Origin of the sequence: Pseudomonas sp. NY15354 (genome assembly GCF_048068075.1) — a bacterium.
GTDB lineage: Bacteria > Pseudomonadota > Gammaproteobacteria > Pseudomonadales > Pseudomonadaceae > Aquipseudomonas > Aquipseudomonas guariconensis_C.
In genome coordinates, this window is sequence record NZ_JBLUPV010000011.1 from 125,221 (window position 1) to 149,878 (window position 24,658).

Sequence of the window (24,658 nt, forward strand, 5' to 3'; positions counted from 1 at the left end):
GCTTGCGGCATAATTGCCCGCTCAGGAGAACCACCCCGCCATGCCCGAGCAGCTCAAACAACGCGTCGAAACCTGTTACCAGCAAGCCGAAACCTTCTTCAAACGCACCTTCCCCCGCCCGGAAGTCAGCTTCAAGCTGCGCGGCCAGAAGGCCGGCGTCGCTCATCTGCACGAGAATCTGCTGCGCTTCAATCTGCAGCTCTATCGCGAGAACCAAGAGGACTTCCTGCGCCAGACCGTGGCTCATGAAGTCGCGCACCTGGTGGCGCATCAGCTGTTCGGCGACAGGATCCAGGCCCATGGCGAGGAATGGCAACTGATCATGCGTGGCGTGTACGAACTGCCACCGAACCGTTGCCACAACTATGAAGTGAAGCGGCGCGTGGCCACCCGCTACATCTATCGTTGCCCCTGCCCGGAAAGTGACTTCCCGTTCACCGCACAGCGGCACAAGCTGGTGCGCCAGGGGCGGCGCTACCTGTGCCGGCGATGCCGGGCGATCCTGGTGTACAGCGGCGAGACCCGCGTCGAATGACAAACAGCATTCGCGGTTGAACCCGCTTCCACAAGGCGTGGACCGGCAGGCACTCCAAACAAAGAAGGCGACCCGAGGGTCGCCTTCTTTGTTTCACAACGTAATCAACGCGCGGGGCCTTCGGCCACGCCCAGGTCATCGACCGGACGAGGATCGACCAACGGCGAGCCACCGGAGGCCAGCTCGGCCTGCAGCGTGTCGGTGTCCAGCTCATTGACCCACTTGGCCACGACCACGGTGGCCACGGCGTTGCCGATCAGGTTGGTCAGCGCACGCGCCTCGGACATGAAGCGGTCGATGCCCAGGATCAGCGCCAGGCCCGCCACCGGCAGGTGGCCCACGGCGGACAGGGTGGCAGCCAGGACGATGAAGCCGGAACCCGTGACACCCGCAGCCCCTTTGGACGCGATCAGCAGCACCAGCAGCAGGGTGATCTGGTGGGTGATGTCCATGGTGGTGTCGGTGGCCTGGGCGATGAACACCGCGGCCATGGTCAGGTAGATCGAAGTGCCGTCCAGGTTGAACGAGTAGCCGGTGGGGATCACCAGACCCACCACGGACTTCTTGGCGCCCAGGCGCTCCATCTTGGCCAGCATGCGTGGCAGGGCCGACTCCGAGGAAGAGGTGCCGAGCACGATCATCAGCTCTTCACGGATGTAGCGGATCAGCTTGAGCACGCTGAAGCCGTGGAAGCGGCAGATGCTGCCCAGCACCACCAGGATGAACAGCAAGCAGGTGACGTAGAAGCAGATCATCAGGTAGCTCAGCTGCACCAGCGAGCCCACGCCGTATTGGCCGATGGTGAAGGCCATGGCGCCGAAGGCACCGACCGGGGCCAGCTTCATGATCATGTTGATGATGTTGAACATGACATGAGCGAAGCGGTCGATCAGGTCCAGCACCGGCTTGCCGTAGCTGCCCAGGCGGTGCAGGGCGAAGCCGAACAGCACGGAGAACATCAGCACCTGCAGGATGTCGCCATTGGCGAAGGCACCTACCACGGTGTTGGGGATGATGTTGAGCAAGAAGCCCACGGTGGTCTGCTGCGCGCCTGCCGCGGCGTAGGCGGCCACGCTGCTGGCGTTCAGGGTGCTGACGTCGACATGCATGCCGGCACCGGGCTGGACCACGTTGACCACGACCAGGCCGATGATCAGGGCGATGGTGGAAACGATCTCGAAGTACAGCAGCGCATAGCCGCCGGTCTTGCCGACCGACTTCATGCTCTGCATGCCAGCGATGCCGCTGACGACGGTGCAGAAGATGATCGGGGCGATGACCATCTTGATCAGTTTGACGAATCCGTCACCCAGGGGTTTGAGGGCTACGCCGGTTTCCGGGTAGTAGTGACCGAGCAGAATACCGATGGTGATGGCAACCAACACCTGGACATACAGGGATTTGTACAACGGCTGACGTGTCGTCATGGCTAGTTTTTCCTCAAGTGTGCCGGGCCCACCCTTCCCAGGGCGTTGGGGCACCTAAAGCGCGAACCCTCCTGCACCTGGAGGGATTTGTCGTTGTGTTCGAGCTGCCTTGTGAAAGGCCTCTGCCAGGTCGATAGCAAGGCCGATGCCAAAATGCTCGAAATCAGTGCAGGCCCCGTGTTTCGGGGCTTTCAGCGCCCCATGGCGGGGCGATCGCGCAGGTTGAGGTTGGCGGTTTTCCGCCCGCTGGCGGAATTGGAACGGGGTTGTTGGCGGGAATCCGCCCGAGGAGAAAAACGTGCGCATGGCTGGCCCAGTGCGCGCCCTTCGCCCTCAGGTCGGGTGGCCAAGCCTGCGATGGGCCTCGCCGCGGCCCCAATGGGTTTCACTCCAGATGGAAAACGATCCGGAACGCCGCGCCCCCCAGCGACGAATCATCCAGGCTCAGTTCAGCGTCGTAGCTGTCGACGATGTCCTTGACCACCGCCAGACCAATGCCCTGCCCCGGATGCTGGCGATCGAGCCGTTCGCCACGCTTGAGAATGCGCTCACGCTGGCTACCCGGCACACCAGGACCATCGTCCTCGACGCACAGCACCAACTGCCCAGGCGCTTGCTGCAGGCTCACACGCACCTGGCCGAGGCTCAGGCGGTAGGCGTTTTCCAGCAGGTTGCCGAACAGCTCCAGCGCCGCCCCCTGCTCCATCGGCACCCAGGCATCCGCGGGGATGTCGAGACTCACCGCCACGCGCTTGTCGCGGTAGACCTTGTCCAGCGTGTTGCACAAGCTCTCGAGCACCGGTCGCAACTGCACCCGGTGACGCACCAGGCCGCTCTTGCGCAGGCTGGCACGCTGCAACTGGTAGTCGATCTGCTGGCTCATGCGTTCGATCTGGCTTTGCAGCACCCGCGCCTGCTCGCGCTCGCTGTCGCCCTGGCCCAGGCTTTCGCCGACACCTTGCAGCACCGCAAGGGGCGTCTTGAGGCTGTGCGCCAGGTCGTCGAGCGAATCGCGGTAGCGCTGGCGTTGCTCACGTTCGCTGCGCAGCAGGCGGTTGAGCGAGCCGGTCAGGCGCAGCAGTTCACGCGGATGCTCACCGCTCAGGCCATCACGCGCGCCCGCCTCCACTTCGTCCAGCTCCAGGCTCAGCCTGCGCAACGAGCGCAGCCCCCAGGTCAGGCCTGCCCACAACAGCACCATCAGCGCCAGCAAGGCGGCGCCGAAGCCCAGGTAGAGCTTTTCGCGCAGGCCGTCGAGGGTGTGCTGGTACTCACGCACCGGTTGCAGCGCCACGATACTGAAGGCGGCGCTCTTGCCCCCGAGCAGCTTGACCTCGACGTCGTAGACGAAGAATTCCTCGCCATCGTCCTGGTGGATCCGGGCGAACTCATTGCCACGCCCGTCATACCGCGGGCGATAGTTGATGTTCTGCCCGTTGGTGGCGCGCGAACGCCACACCAAGGCGCCCTGGCGGTCGAAGATGTAGCCGAGCAGGCCGGTGTAGGGCAGGTTGTAGCGCTCATCGGGCAACTGCTCGGGCATCTGCAGCCGCCCTTGCTCGATCCGCGCGGCGGAAATCAACGTCGTCACGTCCGAGGCCAGACGTTGTTCGATCGACTCCTGCAACGCCAGGCTGAAGGCCTTTTGCAGCGCCGGCAGCAGCGCCAGCATGAACAACAGCGCCAGCAGCGCCGCCGCCAGCATCAGGCGTACGCGCAGGGAGCGGATCATCGGCAGCGCTCGGTGAACAGGTAGCCCAGGCCACGCACCGTGTCGATCGGCTTGAAGCCACGGTCGCCCTCGAGCTTGCGCCGCAGGCGTCCGACCAGCACCTCGATGACATTCGGGTCGCGCTCCTCGTCATCGGGGTAGAGCTGCTCCATCAGACGATCCTTGGCCACCACCTGCTGGTGATGGCGCATGAGGTATTCGAGGATGCGGTATTCGTAAGCGGTCAGGGCCAGCGGTTGCTCGTCCAGGGTCGCCTGCTTGCGGTTGAGGTCCAGTACCAGAGGGCCTGCCGCGATGGTCGCTTGGGTGAACCCGCTGGAGCGGCGCAGCAAGGCATTCAGGCGCGCCTCCAGCTCTTCGAACTGGAACGGCTTGACCACATAGTCGTCGGCGCCGGCAGCCAGGCCTTCGACCTTGTCCTGCCAGTTGCCGCGGGCGGTGAGGATCAGGATAGGGAAGCTTTTGCCCTGGCTGCGCAACTGGCGGATCAGGTCCAGCCCACTCATGCCCGGCAGACCGAGGTCGACCACTGCCAAATCGTGGTTGTATTGCTCGGCCTGGTAGAGCGCCTCTTCGGCATTGGCCACCGCTTCGACCACATGCCCGCTCTCGCCCAGGCGGGTGTACAGGTGGTGGCGTAGCAGCGCCTCGTCCTCGACCACCAGCAATTTCATGTCGCTCTCCTTGATTCAATACCTGTGTCCGCCGCCCTCGCGAGGCAAGCCCGCGCCTGCACAACGTCTGGTCGGCGGGCGCGGGCTTGCCTCACGGAGGGACCGGTGCAGCATACCAGCGTTACCCTGGCCCCTAGCCTGGGTCAGAAGGTGTAGTTGGCCGACAGGTAGGTCTGGGCGCTGCTGGTCAGCCGCAAGGTGCCCGCCTTGGGACCGCCATGCTCGGCCAGTTCGGTGCTGGCGTTGCTGCGCAGATAACGGTAGCCCAGCTCCACCGAGGCGTTGTTGGTGATCTGCTGCAGCACGCCGGCCTGCAGGCCCACGGCATAGCCCACGTCGGTGTCGCGGCTATAACCGGAGGATTCCTGTGACAGTTTGGTCAGGCCCAGGCTGCCACCCCCGAACAGCTTGGTGGTGTCGCCCACCGGCAGGAACGCATCGTAGCTGCCGAGCAGGTTTTCCTGGCGCAGCTTGATGCCGCTGTGATCGCCCGAGACGTTGTCGTAGGTCAGGTAGTAGCGGGCATCGTCGTTGATCTTGCCCACGCGCACGCCCCAGGTGCCGTCCTTGCCGATGATGCCGTCGGCGTTCAGGTGATCGGTGTTGCGCTGCAGCAGGCCGGACTTGCGGACCTTGTCGCTGGTCTGGCCATAGGTGAGGCTGGCGAAGGTGTCATCGGCAGCCTGGACGGTGAAGCTGGCGGCGCAAACGGCCATGGCGACCATCAGGGTGTTGAGTGTTTTCATGGGTTGGATACTCCAGTTAGAGGCGGTGTTCGTGTCTGGTGACTAGAGTAGGGAGGGAGCCCTGAACCGCGGCTGAACCCTGGCTGAACCCCGGCTGAACGAATCGCACCCAAGGAGTACCGACCATGCGTTCCCTGCTTGCCCTGGCCCTGATGTGCAGCGCCGCCTTCGCCCAAGCGGCCGTGCAGACCCGCGAAATTCCCTACCAGGACGCCGATGGCCAGCGCCTGGTGGGCTACTACGCCTACGACGATGCGGTCGAGGGCAAACGCCCAGGCATCGTCGTGGTACATGAATGGTGGGGCCTGAACGACTATGCCAAGCGCCGCGCCCGGGACTTGGCGGCGCTGGGCTACAACGCCCTGGCCATCGACATGTACGGCGATGGCAAGCACACCGAGCATCCCCAGGATGCCCAGGCGTTCATGGCGGCAGCGATGAAGGACCCCAAGGCGGCGGCACGGCGCTTTGATGCGGGCGTGGAACTGCTGAAAATCCAGCCCAACACCAACAAGCATCAGTTGGCGGCGGTGGGCTACTGCTTCGGCGGCAAGGTGGTGCTCGATGCCGCACGCCGAGGCGAGAAACTCGACGCGGTCGTGAGTTTCCATGGTCCGCTGGCCACCCAGACGCCGGCCAAGCCCGGGATGGTCAGGGCAAAGATCCTGGTGGAGCACGGCGAGGCCGACAGCCTGATCCCGCCAGAGCAGGTGGCCGCGTTCAAGCAGGAAATGCACGATGCCGGCGCCGACATGACGTTCGTTGCCATTCCCGACGCCAAGCATGGGTTCACCAACCCGGATGCCGATCGGCTGAGCCATGGCGAACATGGCGGGCCGGACATGGGCTACAACAAGGCGGCGGACGAACGTTCGTGGGCGGACATGCAGGCCTTCCTCAAGAAATCCTTCGACTGAAACCTGCCGGGTCAGTGATCGAGGGCCCGGCATTCGCCTGGTTTGCGCAGTCGGACGCCACTGGCACAATAGCCTCCATGACCAGACTCCCGACCTGCTGCTCCCCTCTTCAATACCACTGGCCCCTGCCGCGCCCGGTCCCGGGCGCGGTGCTGGTCAGTTGCACCTTCGACCCTACCCGCCTGGCACCGGACGACTTCCAGCGCGCCGGCATCGAGCAAAGCGCCAGCCTGCAGCGCTCAGTGGCCAAGCGCCAGGCCGAGTACCTCGCCGGCCGGGTCTGCGCCCGTGCGGCCCTGCTTGCACTGGATGGACGCGACTATGTGCCTGCCACCCACGAGGATCGCTCACCGATCTGGCCGGCCGGTATTCACGGCTCGATCACCCATGGCAAAGGCTGGGCCGCCGCCGTGGTCGCCGCCGATGGCGACAGCGGTGGCCTGGGCCTGGATCAGGAATCCTTGCTGGACGACGAGCGCGCCGAGCGCCTGGCAGGTGAGATCCTCACCCCCGCCGAACTCCAACGCCTAGACCGCAGCCAGCTCAGCCTGGGCGTGACCTTGACGTTTTCGCTCAAGGAAAGCCTGTTCAAGGCGCTCTACCCCTTGACCCGGCAACGTTTCTACTTCGAACACGCCGAGCTGCTCGAATGGTCTATCGATGGTGAGGCCCGCCTGCGCCTGCTCACCGACCTGTCAGCCCAATGGCAGGCCGGCCAGGAGCTGGAGGGCCAATTCTGCGTCCAGGACGGCTACCTGCTGAGCCTGATCAGCGTGTAACCCCTAAACCTGTGCCCGGCTGCTCGGCCAGATCAGGCTGAAGCAGGCCCCACCCAGCGCTTCGCTGCGTCCGACCATGGCCCGGCCACCGTGCCAGTAGATGATCCGGCGCACGATCGACAACCCCAGGCCATGGCCGCCGGAGGCGCGGGTACGGCTGTCGTCGAGACGGGTGAAGGGGGTGAAAATGCGATCCCAGACCCCTTCGGGAATACCGGGCCCATCGTCCTCCACATCGATGCGGCAGCGCTCCTGCCCCAACTGATAGCTCAACCTGACCTGGGATTCGGCGTGACGCATGGCATTGCCCACCAGGTTCTGCAGCGCCCGGTGCAGGTAGCGGGGCTCGGCCTCGACCCAGGCGCCCGCCGCCTCCGCGCCTTGGCAATCGCCGCGCACCACCTTGACCTCGGCACGCAATGGCGACAGCTCCTGGATCACGCGCTCGAGCAGCGCATCGAGGTCCACTGCCTGGAACTTCAGGGCCGGCGTGCCCTGCTCCAGGCGGGCGTAGGTCAGCATCTCATCCACCAGGTTGTCCAGGTCCTGGATGTCGCTGTCCATGCCGGCCAGGTGCTTGGCCCTGGCCTGCTCGGTGCTGGCGCTCTCGAGCATCTCAAGGCCAAAGCGCAGACGCGCCACGGGCGTGCGCAATTCATGAGACACAGCCCGCACCAGCTCGCGCTGCATGGTCAATGAACGCTGCAGGTGTTCCGCCATGCCATTGAAGGCCTCGGCCAGGCGCCCCACCGAGTCGGCGTCGCCTGCGGGCACACGGGTCTCCAGGCTGCCTTGGGCGATGCGTGTGGCGGCGACCTCCAGCCCCGACAGACGTCGCTCCAACTGGCGCACCAGCAGGTAGACCACCAGGCCGATCAGGCACAGGCCAAGGAAGGCGATGAGGACCAGCAATTGCGGTGGATATGGGTTGAGCTGATGCAACGGCCCGATCTCCAGCACCCAGGGCGAGCCGGTCAATCCGGAGAACACCCGCACCGAATCGCCATCCTTGCCCAGCGCCATCACCGTGTCGCCCTCCTCCACCCGGCGCCGCTGGTCGTCGTCCAGGCCCGCCCGCTCCAGGCGCTGGAGGGCGATGTCGAAGCCAAAGCCTTTGCTCTTGCTGATCTCGGCCAGGCGTCGTTGCTGCTCGGTGACCGGGTAGCGCACCAGTTCATCGGCCAGCAGGTAGAGCGTGGCGCGGGCCAACTGTTCGCTGACCTGCTTGACCTGGGCCACCAACAACTGGTCTTCATCGCCGATCTGGCGCAAGACACGCACGGTATGCGGGCCGGTCTTCTCCACCACCACCAGGCCCCGGCGCAGACGCGTGCGCTGACCGCCGTCCAGGGCGAAGGCCGAGGATGGCTGCAGGTCCAACGGCACGCCGAGCAGGCGTTCCCAGATCAACAACGAGCGCTTGCGCTCCACCGGATCCTGCAGGGCCAGGTTGTCCGCCATGAGACTGAAGGTACCCTGGGCCAGCCCTTCACGGTGCTGTTCGGCGCGCACCTGGTTGACCAGGTGCAGGCTGAGCACGCCAAGCACCGCCACCAATACCAGCACGGCGAGCATGCCGCCGTAGATGCGCAGGAAGATCGAATTCATGGGGCCGCTGCCTGGGCGGCCTCGCCGACGAACAGGTAGCCTTTGCTGCGCAGGGTCTTGATCAGCCGCGGATGGATCGGGTCGTCGCCGATCTTGGGGCGGATCTTGGAAATACGCACATCGATCGAACGGTCCTGGCCGTCGTAGCCGACGCCGCGCAAGGAGGTGAAGATCTCCTCGCGGGACAGCACTCGCCCGGCATTGCTGGTCAACAGCCAGAGCAGGTCGAACTCGGCGCCGGTCAGTTCGATCGCCTGCTCGCCTAGCCAGGCCTCACGCAGGCGGTTGTCGATGCGCAATGGGCCAAACTGCAGTTCCTGACGCTTGTTTTCCGGGGCTTCGCTGCGCCGCAGCAAGGCGGTGATGCGCGCCAAGAGCAGGCGCGGGCGCACCGGTTTGCAGACATAGTCGTCGGCGCCCATGTCCAGGCCCTGGACCTGGTCCAATTCATCGCTGCGGGCGGTGAGCATGAGAATGGGGCCGGCGTACTGGCCGCGTACACGCCGACAGATGCTCAGGCCATCTTCGCCGGGCAGCATCAGGTCGAGGATCACCAGGTCCGGTTGGCTGTGGATGATACGCCGCGCCGCGCGACCGCCGTCGCCCTCCACCGCCACCTCGTAACCGTTGGCCTGCAGGTACTCGGCGGTAAGCTCCGCCAGTCGCTGGTCGTCCTCGACGATCAATATCCGGTTGTTGGGCTGGTCCATGGTCCGCCTTCACTGTTTATTCTTGTTCTGAAGCCGCCTGCTGGCGTTGCGGTCCGGGACCGACATCGCATCGGGCCAGGCAACCATCCTTCACCAAAAGGCAACATTGCCCGCGGATACTACGTCTCGTCCCCGCCCCTGCCAACCACGCCGAGCCGCCGGTCGCAGGCCCTCGACCAGGGCGATTTTTGTGATAGGGTTCGCGCCCGAAAAAATCCGCGACGGGGCATCGGGACGCAGAAAAAAAGTGAAGGCCAGTTAGGACAAGGCCTACAGCGAATACCCACGGATCACACACAAAGTACGCACAAGTTATCCACAGGCGCTCGCCTTGCAAAGCCCCTGAGACCGCATTATCTTGTATCCCCATCGCAGCGAACCACTAGATATTGGGGTTCGAGCAAAATCACAAACACAAGTCAACAGAGAAGTTCAAGCGATTTTTCTGGCTGAACTTAACGTGATTCCAGCAGCCAAACCGCTCCTGCGGAGGCGACCGAGGCAAGCCCATCCAGGGCCTTGTTCGGGTATGGGTGTTGCAGGCCAGGCCTGGCACTCATCAGCAACAGTTTTTGGGCCTGGCCCAAAACCTTTGACTTCGGCCAGGGAGCGGCAGGTTATTGCCCCTTATTCCTGAGTCTGTCCCGAAGTCGGTACGCCCGAGCGGGCGGTTACGCGTGCATGCGCGTCCCCGCTCAGGGCCATCAGGCTAGTGGATGGAACGGTGGGCGCCCCAAAGGCGCCTGAACAATATAGAAACTGTGGAGACACCCACCCATGCAAACCGACACAACTCGCGAGAACCCGCAGGCCAAGGTGCCGCAGGCCGCCGATTCGAACCAGGATCTGGCCGCGACCGCACCCGGTCAACTGCGCGTGATCAAGCGTAACGGTACTGTCGTTCCCTACACCGACGACAAGATCACCGTGGCCATCACCAAGGCGTTCCTCGCAGTTGAAGGCGGCACCGCCGCCGCCTCGTCGCGCATCCACGACACCGTCGCTCGTCTGACCGAACAGGTCACCGCGACCTTCAAACGTCGTATGCCATCGGGTGGCACCATCCACATCGAGGAAATCCAGGACCAGGTCGAACTGGCCCTGATGCGCGCCGGCGAGCAGAAAGTCGCCCGTGACTACGTGATCTACCGCGAGCAGCGCGCCAAGGAGCGTGCCACCCGCGCCAACACCGAATCCGTGGTCGAGCCGCACCCAAGCATCCGCATCACCCTGGCCGACGGCAGCCTGGCGCCGCTGGACATGGCGCGCCTGAACACCATCATCAGCGAAGCCTGCGAAGGCCTGGCCGAAGTCGATGGCGAGCTGATCCAGCGCGACACCCTGAAGAACCTGTACGACGGCGTGGCCATCAAGGACGTCAACACCGCCCTGGTGATGACCGCCCGTACCCTGGTCGAGCGCGAGCCGAACTACTCCTTCGTCACCGCCCGCCTGCTGATGGACACCCTGCGTGCCGAGGCCCTGGGCTTCCTGGGCGTGGCCGACAGCGCCACCCACCACGAGATGGCCGACCTGTACGCCAAGGCCCTGCCGGCCTACGTCGAGAAAGGCGTCGAGTTCGAGCTGCTCGACCCTGCCCTCAAAGGCTACGACCTGGAGCGTCTGGGCAAGGCCATCGAACACGAGCGTGACCAGCAGTTCACCTACCTGGGCCTGCAAACCCTCTACGACCGCTACTTCATCCACAAGGATGGCGTGCGCTTCGAGCTGCCACAGGTCTTCTTCATGCGCGTGGCCATGGGCCTGGCGCTGCAGGAAAAAGACAAAGAAGCCCGTGCGATCGAGTTCTACAACCTGCTCTCCTCGTTCGACTACATGGCGTCGACCCCGACCCTGTTCAACGCCGGTACCCTGCGTCCGCAGCTGTCGAGCTGCTACCTGACCACCGTGCCGGATGACCTGTCGGGCATCTACAAGGCCATCCACGACAACGCCATGCTGTCCAAGTTTGCTGGCGGCCTGGGCAACGACTGGACCCCGGTACGCGCCCTGGGCTCGTACATCAAGGGCACCAACGGCAAGTCGCAAGGCGTCGTGCCGTTCCTGAAGGTCGTCAACGACACCGCCGTCGCGGTCAACCAGGGTGGCAAGCGCAAGGGCGCGGTCTGCGCCTACCTGGAAACCTGGCACCTGGACATCGAGGAATTCCTCGAGCTGCGCAAGAACACCGGTGACGACCGTCGCCGTACCCACGACATGAACACCGCCAACTGGATCCCGGACCTGTTCATGAAGCGCGTCTTCGACGACGGCAAGTGGACCCTGTTCTCGCCTTCGGAAGTGCCGGATCTGCACGATCTGACCGGCAAGGCCTTCGAAGAGCGCTACGAGTACTACGAAGCCCTGACCGAGTACAACAAGATCAAGGTGTTCAAGACCGTCCAGGCCAAAGACCTGTGGCGCAAGATGCTGTCGATGCTGTTCGAGACCGGTCACCCATGGCTGACCTTCAAGGACCCATGCAACCTGCGCTCGCCGCAGCAGCACGTGGGCGTGGTCCACAGCTCGAACCTGTGCACCGAGATCACCCTGAACACCAACGCCGATGAAATCGCCGTGTGCAACCTGGGTTCGATCAACCTGCCGAACCACATTGTCGATGGCAAGCTGGACACCGCGAAACTGGCGCGTACCGTCAAGACCGCCGTGCGCATGCTCGACAACGTGATCGACATCAACTACTACTCGGTGCCGCAAGCACAGAACTCGAACTTCAAGCACCGTCCGGTCGGCCTGGGCATCATGGGCTTCCAGGACGCGCTGTACCTGCAGCACATCCCGTACGGCTCGGACGCTGCCGTCGAGTTCGCCGACAAGTCGATGGAAGCGGTCAGCTACTTCGCCATCCAGGCCTCCTGTGACCTGGCCGACGAGCGTGGTGCGTACCAGACCTTCGACGGCTCGCTGTGGTCCAAGGGCATCCTGCCGCTGGACAGCCAGCAGATCCTGATCGAGGCCCGTGGCGCCAAGTACATCGACGTCAACCTGGAAGAGTCTCTGGACTGGGCCCCTGTCCGTGAGCGCGTCAAGAAAGGCATCCGCAACTCGAACATCATGGCTATCGCGCCGACCGCGACCATCGCCAACATCACCGGCGTTTCGCAGTCGATCGAGCCGACGTACCAGAACCTGTACGTCAAATCGAACCTGTCGGGCGAGTTCACCGTGATCAACCCGTACCTGGTCCGCGACCTGAAGGCTCGTGGCCTGTGGGACTCGGTCATGATCAACGACCTGAAGTACTACGACGGTTCGGTTCAGCAGATCGAGCGTATCCCGCAAGAGCTCAAGGACCTGTACGCCACCGCGTTCGAAGTCGAGACCAAGTGGATCGTCGACGCCGCCTCCCGTCGCCAGAAGTGGATCGACCAGGCCCAGTCGCTGAACCTGTACATCGCCGGCGCCTCGGGCAAGAAGCTGGACGTGACCTACCGCATGGCTTGGTACCGTGGCCTGAAAACCACCTACTACCTCCGTGCCCTGGCCGCCACCAGCACCGAGAAGTCGACCATCAACACCGGCAAGCTCAACGCTGTTTCCAGCGGCGGCGACAGCGCCCCGGCCCAGGCAGCGGGCCCAGCCCCAGTGCCGAAGGCCTGCGCGATCGACGAGCCAGACTGCGAAGCCTGCCAGTAACACCCCATGCCGCGGGAGGCGCCTTCGGGCGCCCCTTGCGGCATTTTTGTATCTGCGTCATCGAGAGACACTGCCCTCTGCACGTCGCTTTCGCGAAGGGATAAAACAGTGCTGCTCCATACTCTGGATTCCAGGGTTTGGGGCTTCACTGGCCCACACGGAAGACATCACGATGGCTCGGAAGAAACCTGCAACTCGCAAGATTGGCCGCAATGCCGAAACCGGTCGTTTCACTACGGTCGAAGAGGCGCGCAACAACCCCAGGACGCACATCGTCCAGACGTTGCGCAACCGCTGCCACTAAGCCCCGCCCGGGAGGCCAAGACCTTCCGGGTGCGGTTTTTCGATGCCGCGCGCCAGCCCTCAAAAACACAATATTTTGTGTTGGATCAAAAAATCCGACACCACATCTGCGATTTTTCCGCTAAACTTCTTCCCCGTGGAAACGACGCGTGATTCGTGAACGGACGCGCCTGATACCGGTCGAAAAATTACAGCAGACCGGCCCAGCGTCGCTCCGATCGGTAGCGAATTCCGTTATACTTCGCCCCCCTCGAAAAAAGGGTTTAGCCAATGATCGACTGCGTGACACAAGCCGTACCCAACCGCTTGGCCGGCCCGCACGTTTTATCGTTGCCACACTGTATTCAAGCGTTCTGGCCCCTCCCCCGAGGCACGGACAGACGCTGACCCGACACCTTCAAACGTGACGAGCGCACGCGCTCACTGCCTGCCATATCGCCCTTTCGGGCCTTGCAGGCGTCACCTTTTTTAAAATCCAATCGGTTGCCCCGCGCAACCCTCTAGCAGGAGCCAGGACCATGCTGAGCTGGGACGAATTCGACAAGGAAGACGGCGAAGTCGCCGCCAAAGGCGCCACCCCCGCACAGGCCAATGCCGCCGCCACCCTCGACAAGCTGGACAGCGCCGGTGACGCCGCAGCCCAGGAAGCCCGTGCAGCGACCGCCGACGACTCCGAAGCCGTCAAGCGCGCCAAGGCCGCCCTGAACGAACTCGACATCGCCGAAGGCCTGGCCGAACTCGAAGGTTCCTCCGCCCGCGTGCGCGTTGACGAAAAGCGCATGATCAACTGCCGCGCCGACCTCAACCAGCTGGTCCCGTTCAAGTACGACTGGGCCTGGCAGAAGTACCTCGACGGCTGCGCCAACCACTGGATGCCGCAAGAGGTCAACATGACCGCCGACATCGCCCTGTGGAAGAGCATGGACGGCCTGACCGAAGACGAGCGCCGCATCGTCATGCGCAACCTCGGCTTCTTCTCCACCGCCGACTCCCTGGTGGCCAACAACCTGGCCCTGGCCGTGTACCGCTTGATCACCAACCCCGAGTGCCGCCAGTACATCCTGCGCCAGGCCTTCGAAGAGGCGATCCACACCCACGCCTACCAGTACTGCATCGAGTCGCTGGGCATGGATGAAGGCGAGATCTTCAACATGTACCACGAGATCCCGTCGGTCGCTAAAAAGGCAGCCTGGGGCCTGAAGTACACCCGCGCCATCTCCGACCCCGAGTTCAACACCGGCACCGTCGAGACCGACAAAGAACTGCTGCGCAACCTGATCGCCTACTACTGCGTCCTGGAAGGCATCTTCTTCTACTGCGGCTTCACCCAGATCCTCTCCATGGGCCGCCGCAACAAGATGACCGGCGTCGCGGAGCAGTTCCAGTACATCCTGCGCGACGAGTCCATGCACCTGAACTTCGGCATCGACGTGATCAACCAGATCAAGATCGAGAACCCGCACCTGTGGGATGCCGCGATGAAGGAAGAAGCGACCCAGATGATCCTGCAGGGTACCCAGCTTGAGATCGAATACGCCCGTGACACCATGCCACGCGGCGTACTGGGCATGAACGCCGCGATGATGGAGGACTACCTCAAGTTCATCGCCAACCGCCGCCTGACCCAGATCGGCCTGAAAGAAGAGTATCCAGGGACCACCAACCCGTTCCCATGGATGAGCGAGATCATGGACTTGAAGAAAGAGAAGAACTTCTTCGAGACTCGCGTGATTGAGTATCAGACCGGTGGTGCTCTGAGCTGGGACTGATTGCCCTGCTCCCCACAAAGGCTGCCCTCGGGCAGCCTTTTTTGTTTCAGTTGTGCCGTCCTGATGGGCGTTGAGATCTCTGGGACCGCTTCGCGCTCCATCGCGGCACAAGGCCGCTCCTACGCACTTGCGCTGCTCTTGGGGGTGTATTGGAAATGGGCCGGTCTCTGTATCTGTTGTCGCATCGGTCGCCCTATCACCCTCTCCTTCATATTCCCGGGCAATTGAAGGAACCACATCATGACCGCCCTGCTCCTGCAAATGTCCCCCATTGGCCTGGTCATCACACTGATCCTGCTGCTGCGTCGCCCACCCGTACAGGCCGCGCTGGCCGGTGTGGCAGGTGTCCTGCTGCTGTGGGGGCTGGGTGTCGCCCAGCCGCTTTCGGCGGCGGTGTCCGGCGCCATCGTGCAAGACACCATGATCCTGTTCCTGAGTACCGCCTGCGTGATCGTCCCGGGCCTGGCCTTCGTCATCCTGGTCGAACGCGCTGGCGCACCGCAGGCCATCGGGGCATGGGTGCGGGAGCTGGGCTGGACGCCGCCGATGCAGGTGATCTTCATCGTGCTGGGTCTGGCGCCATTGCTGGAGGCGATGACCGGGTTCGGGGTGTCGCTGATCGCCACGGTGCCGCTGCTGATGGGGCTGTTCTCGCGTGAGGCGGGCATGAAGATGGCCCTGGCCGGGATGGTCGTAATGCCGTGGGGTACCCTCGGGCTGGCCACGGTGATCGGCGCGCTGCTGGTACATTTGCCGGCCCATGAGCTGGGCAGCCACTCAGCGCTGGTCAGCGCGCCAGTATTCCTGTGCCTGACGGCAGTGGCCCTTGCTCTGGCGGGTGTACGCAGCCTTGCCGCGTGGCTTGGACTGGGCACGGTCGCGGTGCTGTTCAGTGTGGTCCTGTATGCCGCCAATCTGTGGGTGGGGCCTGAAGCCTCTGGCGTACTGGCAGGATTGTCTGTGGCGTGCGTGGGGTTGGGGATTTCCTATGCCAAACGCGGCGCCTTGGTGCCTTGGCCACCCGTCGCTTGGCCGTACCTGGCACTGCTGGGTGTGATCATCGTCTCGCGGGGGCTGTTCCTGCTGTCGAGTTGGGACGGGCTGTGGGTGGTGCACGGGTCCAACGTGTCATGGAAGCCATTGGCCTCACCGGGGCTGGCGTTGCTGCTGGTGGTGCTGATGATGCTCAGGCGCCAGGGCTCGGGCTTTGCCTGGAAGGCTTTGTTCACCCGGGCGCGGTTCCCGGTGGCGACGATCTTCCTGTTCTTGTTGCTCTCCCAGGTGATGGTCAAGGCGGGCTTTCTGCTCGAAGCGCAACGCGCCCTGCAATCGTTATCAGGCGTATCACTGGCCTCGACAGTGTCATTGCTGGCAGGGCTGGCGGGTTATGTCACCGGGTCCAATGTGGGCGGCAACACACTGGTGATGCCGTCCATCGCGGGGCTGTCGACCTCCCATGGACCGTGGCTGGCGGCCATGGTCAACAGTGCCGCCGGGCATGGCGCGCTGGGCTCCTTGTCGATCCTGTCGCTGGTCATCGGCCTGGCCGGCGCCAACCGTAAAGAAGAACACGGGCTGATCCGCTTCGGCTTTGCCCTGGTGCTGTTGAACATTATCATCGTGGCTGCAACCGGTGCGGTTTTGCTCTACCTTTCGGGGGCCTGCGCCTGACTCGACACAAGGCTGCCCATGGACCGGAACCCCAACCCCGACAAACGCTGGCACACCGTCAACGCCTGGCTGCTGCGCCAGATCGACAGCGGTGAATGGCCCAGCGGCACGCAATTGCCCTCGGTGCGCGAGCTGGCGCGGCTGTTCGACAGCAGTATCGCCACGGTGCAACGGGCCCTGGCAGAGCTGGAGGCCAATGCATATGTACAGGCCACGCCTCGGGTGGGCTATTTCGTCGCCAAGGGTGCGGCCCAGGTACAAGAGTTCGACCTGGCCAGTGTCTCTGTCAACGTCAACCACGCGGTGGTCGCCATGCTCGCCCAGGCGGCCAGCAACACCACACTGTCGTTGAGCTCGGCCGTACTGCACGATGAGCTCACGCCTCAGGTGCTGCTGAACAAATGCCTGGCCACGCTAGTGGGCAAGGCCGATCAGCCGTTGGCCGGGTTGATCGCTCCGCCGGGCTTGGCCTCGCTACGCCGTCGTATCGCCGGGCTGATGCTGCAGCGCGGCGTGACCTGCAGCCCGGACGATATCCTGGTGACCTCGGGTGACACCGTGGCCCTGGAGCTGGCCCTCGAAGCCGTCGCGCGGCCTGGTGCCACGGTGGCCATCGAGACGCCCACCTACTACGGCATCCTGCAGACCATCGAGCGCCTAGGAATGCGCGCCCTGCCCATCCGCACCCACGCCGACAGTGGTATCGATCTCACGCACCTGGAATGGGCCCTTAAGGGCAAGAAGGTCGATGTGATCTTCCTCAACCCGACACTGCAGAACCCGCGCGGCTTCATCATGCCCGACACCGCGCGAGCGCAGCTTTCGCAGTTGGCCCAGGCGGCGAATGTGCCGATCATCGAGGACGATATTTTCTTCGACCTGGTGGACGAGGCGCACAGGCCCAAAGCCATCAAGCACTACGACACGAGCGGGCAGACGATCTACTGCTCGTCGTTCTCCAAGACCGTGGCGCCAGGGTACCGGGTAGGCTGGTGCGTGGCGGGCCGGTATCGGGATGCCATCCTGGCCCAGCTGTTTTCCCGCAATCTGGCAGTGTCGAGCCTGGCGCAGCGAGTGCTGGATGAGTTCATTGGCCGGGGGTACATGGAGGAGCACTGCGCGAAATTGCGTGGACGGCTCGCGGCGCAGAGCGAGGTGATGCTGGCGCAGGTCGAGTCGGCGTTCCCCCCTGGGACAGGCTATGTGGCGCCTCAGGGAGGCTTTATCCACTGGCTCGAGCTGCCTGAAGGAACGGACATGGCGCGGCTGCAACGGCTGGCGGGGGAAGGTGGCTGTAATGTGGGCGACAGCGGGATGTTCTTCGCCGATGGGGCGTCTGGCACCGGGTTGCGGGTATGCCTGGGGCGAGCGATCACGCCGCAGGTGATGCGGGGCCTGAAGGTGCTGGCTGAGTGCGCTGGCCAGGCACAACGGCATCGCCCGGGCTAGAAATGCCCTGCAACGGCTACGGGCTTGGGCGAGTGGCGCCCTTCCGGATACCGGGGCTGGTTTGCAGGCTTCGCCAGCCCACAGGACCGAGCTGCAGCCATTGTGGACAGGGTGTTTGCGAGAGATCAGGCCAGATGGGCCTGGCTGCGCAAATGCTCGGCCAGCATGTCGATGAAGGTGCGCACCTTGGTCGAGCCGTACTTGCTTTCACGATGCAGGATGTGGATCGGCCAGGACGCCTCCTCGTACTCGGCCAGGATCACCTGCAGGCGCCCGTCCGCCAGTTCGTCAGCCACCTGATAGGACAACAACCGGGCGATCCCGAGGCCTGCGCTGGCTGCTGCGATGGCGGCATCGTTGCTGGTCACGGTCAGGCGCGGCTTCATGCGCACCAACGTCGGGTCGTCGATCGCGCCGAAGCGCCAGTCCGTACGCGGCGACAGCGCCCCGGCAGCGATGATCTGATGCCTGTGCAACTCCGAAGGATGGCGCGGCATGCCATGGCGCGCCAGGTACTCGGGCGAGGCGCACAGCAACCGACGCATCTGGCCTACACGCAGTGCCTTGAGCCCGGAATCCGGCAACTGGCCGATGCGCACGGCCACGTCCATGCCCTCCTCCACCAGATTCACCACGCGGTCGAGAAAATACGCCGACACGTCCACCTCGGGATATTGCTGCAGGTAACGGACGATGCAGGGCATGACGAATTTCTTGCCGAACAGGATGGGGGCCGTCACCGCCAGGTCCCCCTTGGGCGCGGCGTTGATGCCGGCGGCGGCTTCGTTGGCTTCGACGATACTGGCCAGAATGTGTCGGGTGTCTTCCAGGTAACGGCCTCCGGCCTCGGTCAGGCGCACGCTGCGGGTGGTGCGCAGCAGCAGCTTGACCCCGAGCTGCTCCTCCAGCGCGGTGACCGCGCGGGTCACGGCCGCCGGCGAGATGGCCAGACGGCGGGCCGCTGCGGCGAAGCTTTCCAGCTCGCCCACGGCCACGAACACTTTCATCAGGTGAATCTGGTCCATGCCGCGCCCCATGCGTTGTCCTGGGGCGATTATTCCAGCGCTGACGCTAGAGCTCCAGCACCAAGGGCTGCACACCGCCCTCAGGCTGAGCCGGGATGGCGCAACAGATCAGCACGCTGCCAGGTTCAGGTAATTCGGCGGGCGGGATCGGGTAGTGGACCTGTCCGCTCACCACTTTGGTCTTGCAGGTACCACAGGACCCGCCTCGGCAACTGAACTCCGGCGACAGGCCCCGGTGCTCTGCCAGCTCCAGCAGCGAGCCGCTGTCGGGAACCCAACGTGCTTCCTTGGCGGAACTGGCGAAGTACACCGGTACCGGTTCGTTGGCAGGCGGCGGTTGTTGCAGCGTGGGCTGGTTGTCGTCGGTGTGGCGACGCAGGGTCGAGGGGCCGAAGGCCTCGGCATGGATACGCGCATCGGGCACGTGCACGCCGCGCAGGCCTTCGTACAGGTCCTGGGTGAAGCCGGCTGGGCCGCAGAGATAGAAGTCGTAGTCGTCCAGTGCCAGCGAGGCTTTGATCTGATCGATGCTCAGGCGGCTGGCGAAGGTGTAATCACGGCCGCGCACGGCATGTGCTTCCGGTTGGCTCAGGGCGCGGTGGATATGCAGCAGACCATTGGACCGCTGCTGGAGCGCGGCAAGCTCCTGCTGGAATGGCAAGTCGGCCAAGGTGCGCCCGCCGTGGAACAGATGGATGCATCGCCCTTGCCCGCTGGCCAGTTGCTCGCGGAGCATGGCGATCAGCGGCGTGATGCCGACGCCTGCACCGATCAGCACGAGGGGTCGTATGCTGTGTTGATCCAGGGTGAAGCTACCCATGGGCAGGCGCACGTCCAGAAGTTCACCGACCTTCAGCTGTTGATGCAGATACCGAGAGGCCGGCCCCTGCGCCTTGACGCTGATACGCAGCTCGCCATCGGATGGCGCGCTGGACAGGCTGTAAGTGCGGATCACCGGCGTCTGCCCATCGATCCGCAAGCGCACGGGAATATGTTGGCCGGGCGCAAAGATCACGGGAGTTCCATCCTCGGGTTGCAGATAGAACGACCGGATATCGCGACTTTCCTGTTCGATGCGCAGCACTCGCCAGGTCAACCATTGGCGCTGCCGCTCATGCTGTTGCAGGCGCTGCTCGGCCTGCGCCCAGGTACCGGTCATGAGGCTGGTGGGGGCGTACTCGTGGAACGTCCAGCGCAGCGACACGGCAGCGGGACGAAACACTGTCTGTTCAATGTCCAGGGTCCAGATTCGCTCGGCGCCCTCGAAGGCGCTGATCAGCGGGCTGTCGAGAATCACCTCGGCTCGCCCGACCACCTGTAGCACGTCGCCGCTCGCAAAGTCGACGAACAACAAGCCTGCGATCGGGTTCACCAGCAGATTGCCGAGCGTGTTGAAATGCAGGTTGCCGGCATAGTCGGGGATGGTCAGGCGGTTGCCCTCGACTCTCACGAAACCGGCGCGACCACCGCGGTGAGAGACATCCACTGAACGCTGGCCGCCTTCAGACTCTACGTAACTGGCAACGAAGAACGTGTCGGCATTCTCGATCATGGCGCGGGTGCCGGCATCAAGCGCCGCCGAATCCCGGCGCGGTTGCGGTGGCTGGTCGACACGGGTGTACTCGCGCAACTGAATGTACTGCGGGCAGTTGCCAAATGACTGCTCGACCACTACCTCCAATCGGCCGGCATCGGCACGACGAATCGTGCCGTTGAGGCGATTGCGCCGCCGGGTATGCAGCTCGATGCCCAACAGACCGACGGCACCGCCGGCCACCAAACCTGGCGTGGCCGGATCGTCGGCGGCAAGCTCGGTGCCGATCAGCAACTGCCGTGGATCGGGCGAGCTGACGAAGCCCTCAGGGCCTTCGAGCAGCGTCGCCCAGGGTTTACCCTCGGCATCGACGGCACCGGCCACCATGAACGGCAACTGGTGGTAGAACGCGCGATGCTGATCGGGCATATAGTCACGGATGACCTTCTGCCCAAATGCCTCCATGCGCTCTGCAACACCGGCTTGCTCCTGTAGCCGTTTTTCACCTGCATGCCAGGGTGATCGCATGGCGGCATTCCTCGGGGCTCAGAGCGTGTTCTGCAAACCGATGACGGTGCGTGGCATGGGCACGAAGCCTGGCAGCGCCTCGATACGGGCTAGCCAGGCACGCACATTGGGGTACGGCTCCAGGGACACGTTGCCTTCCGGCGCATGGGCGATGTACGAATAGTTGGCGATATCGGCGATGGTCGCCTGGTCACCGACCAGGAACGGGCCCTTGGCCAGTTCGGCGTCCATCACCTTGAGCAAGGTGTGGGCACGGCCGATGACTTCATCGGTGTTGAACGAAGCGCCGAACACCGTCACCAGGCGCGCAGCCGCCGGGCCGAAGGCCAACGGGCCCGCCGCGACCGACAACCAGCGTTGCACGCGAGCGGCACCGAGCGGATCCTGAGGCAGCCAACGTTCACCACCATAGGCTTTGGCCAGGTACACCAGAATGGCATTGGAGTCGGCGATGACGATACCGTTGTCGTCGATCACCGGCACCTGGCCGAAGGGGTTGATGGCCAGGAATTCGGGCTGCTTGTGCTCGCCCTTCACCAGATCGACAAAGACCAGTTCGGTGGGTAGTTCGAGCAGCGACAGCATCAGCTCAATGCGGTGAGCATGGCCGGACTTGGGGAAGTTATAGAGTTTGATCGGGCTTGGCATGTTCTGGGCTCCGGATCAGCGCCGGGAGTGGCGCTGCTGGAGGACATGCTGCACGGGATCGGTGGGCAGCAGAATCGGTGCGCGAAGCAATCCAGTATTTCGCCAGGTGGAACAATCGTAGCCCCTGGCGCGGGACATGTCCGCGCCTACAGCGCGGCGGCAAGGTCCATGCTCAGTGCCGCTGCCGCTTCTGATACAGGTACAACCCGCGAGCGGCTTCGACCACTTGGGGCACGCAGGCCTGGTGCTCATCGAAACTCATCGAGTCAAGCAGTTCGAAATTGTCTTCCAAGCCATGCAGGGAAATGGCCTTGAGCAGGCGATCCTGCTCCGGCGGCAGCTCGCTCCACTCGGCCACCTGGGTGCCGCGCATGTAGCCGAAGCACCATTCTTCGAGAATGATCGCCGGGCCCTCTTCGCCTTCGCTTTCTTCGAACAATGGCTCGAAGTGCTCAAGATCATCAGCCAGCGCTTGAGCCACCTGATTGGCGTAGCGCAGCATCAGCGCGGTATAGGCTTCCTCATGGGCCGGCTTCTTGAACTTGGGGACCTTGCCGCCGGCGACAGCAGGCAACCACAGCTCGGGAATGACTGCATTGGGTGAGCTGGCCAACGCCGTGAAAAAGCCGTTGAGCTCTGCCAGGTTGAGCACGGAATAGTCGTTGCCGTAGGTGATCAGCAAGTCTTCAAGACGGTCGAGCTCTTTTTCGCTGAGGGCGGGAAGCATGATGAGTGTCCTAGGGCGGAAATTTGGGTGCACCCTAGCACATGGGGGAAGGTGTTGAGGAAATTATGGGTTGAACAATCGCAATCGCGGGACAAACCCAGCTCCCCAAAGGTGCAATGCCTAGGGGAGCGGGGCTTGTCCCGCGACAGGTCGTCAGCCGTTAGACCGCCAACGCGCGCTCACGCAGTTCCTGGTTGAGGATGCGGTCGTTCTCGCTGTAGTCCACCGGGCAGTCGATCACGTGTACGCCCGGGGTCTTGATGCAGTGCTCGAGCAGCGGCAGCAGGCCTTCGGCGCTTTCGACGCGGTGACCGTTGGCGCCGTAGGCTTCGGCGTATTTGACGAAGTCCGGGTTGCCGTAGTCCAGGCCGAAGTCGGTGAAGCCCATGTTGGCCTGCTTCCAGCGGATCATGCCGTAGCCGTCGTCACGCAGGATCACCACGGTGATGTGCATGCCCAGACGGACCGCGGTTTCCAGCTCCTGGCTGTTCATCATGAAGCCGCCATCACCGCACACCGAGATGACCGGACGGTCCGGGTACACCAGGTGCGCCGCCATGGCCGACGGCAGGCCGGCGCCCATGGTCGCCAGGGCGTTGTCCAGCAGCACGGTGTTGGGCTTGTGGGCCTTGTAGTTGCGGGCGAACCAGATCTTGTAGATGCCGTTGTCCAGGGCCACGATGCCTTCGGACGGCAGGACGCGGCGGATGTCGGCGACCAGGCGCTGCGGGTACACCGGGAAGCGGTCGTCGTCCTTGCCTTCGGCGATCTGCGCTTCGTTGGCTTCGCGGATCGCCAGCAGGCGGGTGAAGTCCCAATGCGAGGTGTCGCCCAGGCCTTCGGCAATCTGCCAGACGGCGTTGGCGATGTCGCCGATCACTTCGATCTGCGGGAAGTACACGGCGTCGACTTCAGCGGAGCGGAAGTTGACGTGGATGACTTCGGTACCGCCACGCACCATGAAGAATGGCGGCTTCTCGATGACGTCGTGGCCGATGTTGATGATCAGGTCGGCCGCCTCGATGGCGCGGTGCACGAAGTCGCCGGACGACAGCGCGGCGTTGCCCAGGAAGCTCGGATGGCGCTCGTCCACCACCCCTTTGCCCAGCTGGGTGGTGACGAATGGAATGCCCGTCTTGTCGATCAGTTGCTTGAGGACCTTGGCGGTCATCTTGCGGTTGGCGCCGGCGCCGATCACCAGGATCGGGCTGCGGGCGGTGCGCAGCTTCTCGACGGCCGCTTCGATGGCCACGTGCTCGGCCAGCGGACGTCGGTGCAGGCTGGGCTGGATCGGCATGGCATCGGTCTGCTCGGCGGCGATATCTTCCGGCAGTTCCAGGTGCACAGCGCCTGGCTTTTCTTCTTCTGCCAGGCGGAAGGCTTCGCGCATGCGGGCCGGGATGTTGTCGGCCGAGGCGAACTGGTGGGTGTACTTGGTGATGGGGTCCATCATGCCGCACACATCGATGATCTGGAACCGGCCCTGCTTGGACTTCTTGATCGGCTTTTGGCCGGTGATCATCATCATCGGCATACCGCCCAGGTAGGCGTAGGCGCTGGCGGTCACCAGGTTGGTGGCACCAGGGCCGAGGGTCGACAGGCTGACGCCGGTCTTGCCGGTCAGGCGGCCGTAGGTGGCGGCCATGAAGCCCGCGGACTGCTCATGACGGGTCAGGACCAGCTTGATCTTCGACTTGCGCAGGGATTCCAGCAGGTCGAGGTTTTCCTCGCCGGGAATGCCGAACACATACTCGACGCCTTCGTTTTCCAGGCATTGCACAACGACATCGGCGGCCTTGGCCATCTTGCTTGCTACCTCAAGTGATAGGACGGTGGTGAAGTCCAGGAATGCGCAGCACGGTGCGCTGGCATCGCTCGGTCCGGGTGCCAGGATCGCCCCGAACCTAAGCCTTGACGCAGGGTAGGTACGGGGAAGTCACGTAATGTGTCAGCAATATTGTCGCACTTACGATAAGGCGACGTGAGGTAGCCGACGAGCAAAAGATATTTGCTGCGAAGGCAGGGTTCGCAGCTGCAGAAGCAGGCTTGCCTCGGCCTAGAGGCGGCGTGTCTTTCAAGGCCATAAAGACAAAACCCCTACCTGCTCACGCAGATAGGGGTTTTGCGAAATGAATCTTGACGATGACCTACTCTCACATGGGGAAGCCCCACACTACCATCGGCGATGCATCGTTTCACTGCTGAGTTCGGGATGGGAT

19 protein-coding genes and 1 rRNA gene are annotated in these 24,658 nt (G+C 63.6%); 8 read left to right on the top strand and 12 right to left on the bottom strand.

The features are described 5' to 3' along the window. The first annotated feature begins 40 nt into the window (after window positions 1-40). Window positions 41-535: a SprT family zinc-dependent metalloprotease gene (locus ACNFCH_RS13480; RefSeq protein ID WP_337157425.1), complete on the top strand. Its 495-nt coding sequence runs from the start codon at window positions 41-43 to the stop codon at window positions 533-535. A 104-nt stretch (window positions 536-639) separates the two neighbouring features. Here the strand turns inward: ACNFCH_RS13480 and ACNFCH_RS13485 are convergent, their stop codons facing one another. The 4 genes from ACNFCH_RS13485 to ACNFCH_RS13500 form a co-directional block, all read right to left on the bottom strand. Beyond that, window positions 640-1,962: a dicarboxylate/amino acid:cation symporter gene (locus ACNFCH_RS13485; protein WP_070091750.1), complete on the bottom strand. Its 1,323-nt coding sequence runs from the start codon at window positions 1,960-1,962 to the stop codon at window positions 640-642. Between the two features lie 385 nt (window positions 1,963-2,347). After that, on the bottom strand, window positions 2,348-3,694 hold the full coding sequence (locus ACNFCH_RS13490) for an ATP-binding protein (protein WP_337157424.1): 1,347 nt from the start codon (window positions 3,692-3,694) through the stop codon (window positions 2,348-2,350). Further along, window positions 3,691-4,368 carry a response regulator gene (locus ACNFCH_RS13495; protein WP_196164490.1) on the bottom strand — a complete coding sequence of 226 codons (678 nt, stop codon included), beginning with the start codon at window positions 4,366-4,368 and terminating at the stop codon, window positions 3,691-3,693. The genes ACNFCH_RS13490 and ACNFCH_RS13495 overlap by 4 nt, the downstream gene beginning before the upstream one ends. A gap of 143 nt (window positions 4,369-4,511) precedes the next feature. Continuing rightward, on the bottom strand, window positions 4,512-5,114 hold the full coding sequence (locus ACNFCH_RS13500; protein ID WP_416742970.1) for a hypothetical protein: 603 nt from the start codon (window positions 5,112-5,114) through the stop codon (window positions 4,512-4,514). A 125-nt stretch (window positions 5,115-5,239) separates the two neighbouring features. On the opposite strand from ACNFCH_RS13500, the gene ACNFCH_RS13505 reads away from it, so the two are divergent. Continuing rightward, complete coding sequence (locus ACNFCH_RS13505; protein WP_337157422.1) at window positions 5,240-6,031, top strand: dienelactone hydrolase family protein; 792 nt, start codon at window positions 5,240-5,242, stop codon at window positions 6,029-6,031. A gap of 77 nt (window positions 6,032-6,108) precedes the next feature. Beyond that, window positions 6,109-6,810, top strand: a complete 702-nt coding sequence (locus ACNFCH_RS13510) for a 4'-phosphopantetheinyl transferase family protein (RefSeq protein ID WP_337157421.1) — start codon at window positions 6,109-6,111, stop codon at window positions 6,808-6,810. A 3-nt stretch (window positions 6,811-6,813) separates the two neighbouring features. Here ACNFCH_RS13510 and ACNFCH_RS13515 read toward each other — a convergent pair whose 3' ends face one another. Together ACNFCH_RS13515 and ACNFCH_RS13520 are read right to left on the bottom strand one after the other, a co-directional pair. Next, a complete protein-coding gene (locus ACNFCH_RS13515; RefSeq protein WP_337157420.1) occupies window positions 6,814-8,418 on the bottom strand; it encodes an ATP-binding protein in 1,605 nt (534 codons plus the stop codon). Further along, window positions 8,415-9,128, bottom strand: coding sequence for a response regulator transcription factor (locus ACNFCH_RS13520; protein WP_337157419.1), 714 nt, complete (start codon window positions 9,126-9,128; stop codon window positions 8,415-8,417). Before ACNFCH_RS13520 ends, ACNFCH_RS13515 begins: the two co-directional genes overlap by 4 nt. Window positions 9,129-9,905: 777 nt before the next feature. Here ACNFCH_RS13520 and ACNFCH_RS13525 point away from each other — a divergent pair. The 5 genes from ACNFCH_RS13525 to ACNFCH_RS13545 all read left to right on the top strand — a co-directional run bounded on the left by ACNFCH_RS13525 (window position 9,906) and on the right by ACNFCH_RS13545 (window position 17,977). Beyond that, entirely contained in the window at window positions 9,906-12,785 is a 2,880-nt protein-coding gene (locus ACNFCH_RS13525; protein WP_416742971.1) for a ribonucleoside-diphosphate reductase subunit alpha, read from the top strand. A 172-nt stretch (window positions 12,786-12,957) separates the two neighbouring features. Next, window positions 12,958-13,089 carry a hypothetical protein gene (locus tag ACNFCH_RS13530; RefSeq protein WP_416742972.1) on the top strand — a complete coding sequence of 44 codons (132 nt, stop codon included), beginning with the start codon at window positions 12,958-12,960 and terminating at the stop codon, window positions 13,087-13,089. Window positions 13,090-13,606: 517 nt separating this feature from the next. After that, window positions 13,607-14,857 (top strand): ribonucleotide-diphosphate reductase subunit beta, encoded by a 1,251-nt coding sequence (locus ACNFCH_RS13535; RefSeq protein ID WP_070091759.1) that lies wholly within the window; start codon window positions 13,607-13,609, stop codon window positions 14,855-14,857. A 240-nt stretch (window positions 14,858-15,097) separates the two neighbouring features. Next, the gene (locus tag ACNFCH_RS13540; protein WP_337157418.1) at window positions 15,098-16,528 is read left to right on the top strand and encodes a transporter; all 1,431 of its coding nucleotides are present in this window, start codon (window positions 15,098-15,100) and stop codon (window positions 16,526-16,528) included. An 18-nt stretch (window positions 16,529-16,546) separates the two neighbouring features. Next, window positions 16,547-17,977, top strand: coding sequence for a PLP-dependent aminotransferase family protein (locus ACNFCH_RS13545; protein WP_337157417.1), 1,431 nt, complete (start codon window positions 16,547-16,549; stop codon window positions 17,975-17,977). 125 nt (window positions 17,978-18,102) lie between these two features. Here ACNFCH_RS13545 and ACNFCH_RS13550 read toward each other — a convergent pair whose 3' ends face one another. The 6 genes from ACNFCH_RS13550 to rrf form a co-directional block, all read right to left on the bottom strand. Further along, window positions 18,103-19,002 (bottom strand): LysR family transcriptional regulator, encoded by a 900-nt coding sequence (locus ACNFCH_RS13550; RefSeq protein WP_337157416.1) that lies wholly within the window; start codon window positions 19,000-19,002, stop codon window positions 18,103-18,105. A gap of 46 nt (window positions 19,003-19,048) precedes the next feature. Then, window positions 19,049-21,064: a pyridoxamine 5'-phosphate oxidase family protein gene (locus tag ACNFCH_RS13555; protein WP_416742973.1), complete on the bottom strand. Its 2,016-nt coding sequence runs from the start codon at window positions 21,062-21,064 to the stop codon at window positions 19,049-19,051. Between the two features lie 18 nt (window positions 21,065-21,082). Next, on the bottom strand, window positions 21,083-21,712 hold the full coding sequence (locus ACNFCH_RS13560; protein WP_416742974.1) for a glutathione S-transferase family protein: 630 nt from the start codon (window positions 21,710-21,712) through the stop codon (window positions 21,083-21,085). Window positions 21,713-21,884: 172 nt separating this feature from the next. Beyond that, window positions 21,885-22,439, bottom strand: coding sequence for a UPF0149 family protein (locus tag ACNFCH_RS13565; protein WP_070091762.1), 555 nt, complete (start codon window positions 22,437-22,439; stop codon window positions 21,885-21,887). A gap of 160 nt (window positions 22,440-22,599) precedes the next feature. After that, window positions 22,600-24,243 (bottom strand): acetolactate synthase large subunit, encoded by a 1,644-nt coding sequence (locus tag ACNFCH_RS13570; protein WP_099592774.1) that lies wholly within the window; start codon window positions 24,241-24,243, stop codon window positions 22,600-22,602. Window positions 24,244-24,573: 330 nt separating this feature from the next. Then, window positions 24,574-24,658, bottom strand: a 5S ribosomal RNA gene (gene rrf / locus ACNFCH_RS13575); the annotation flags it as partial.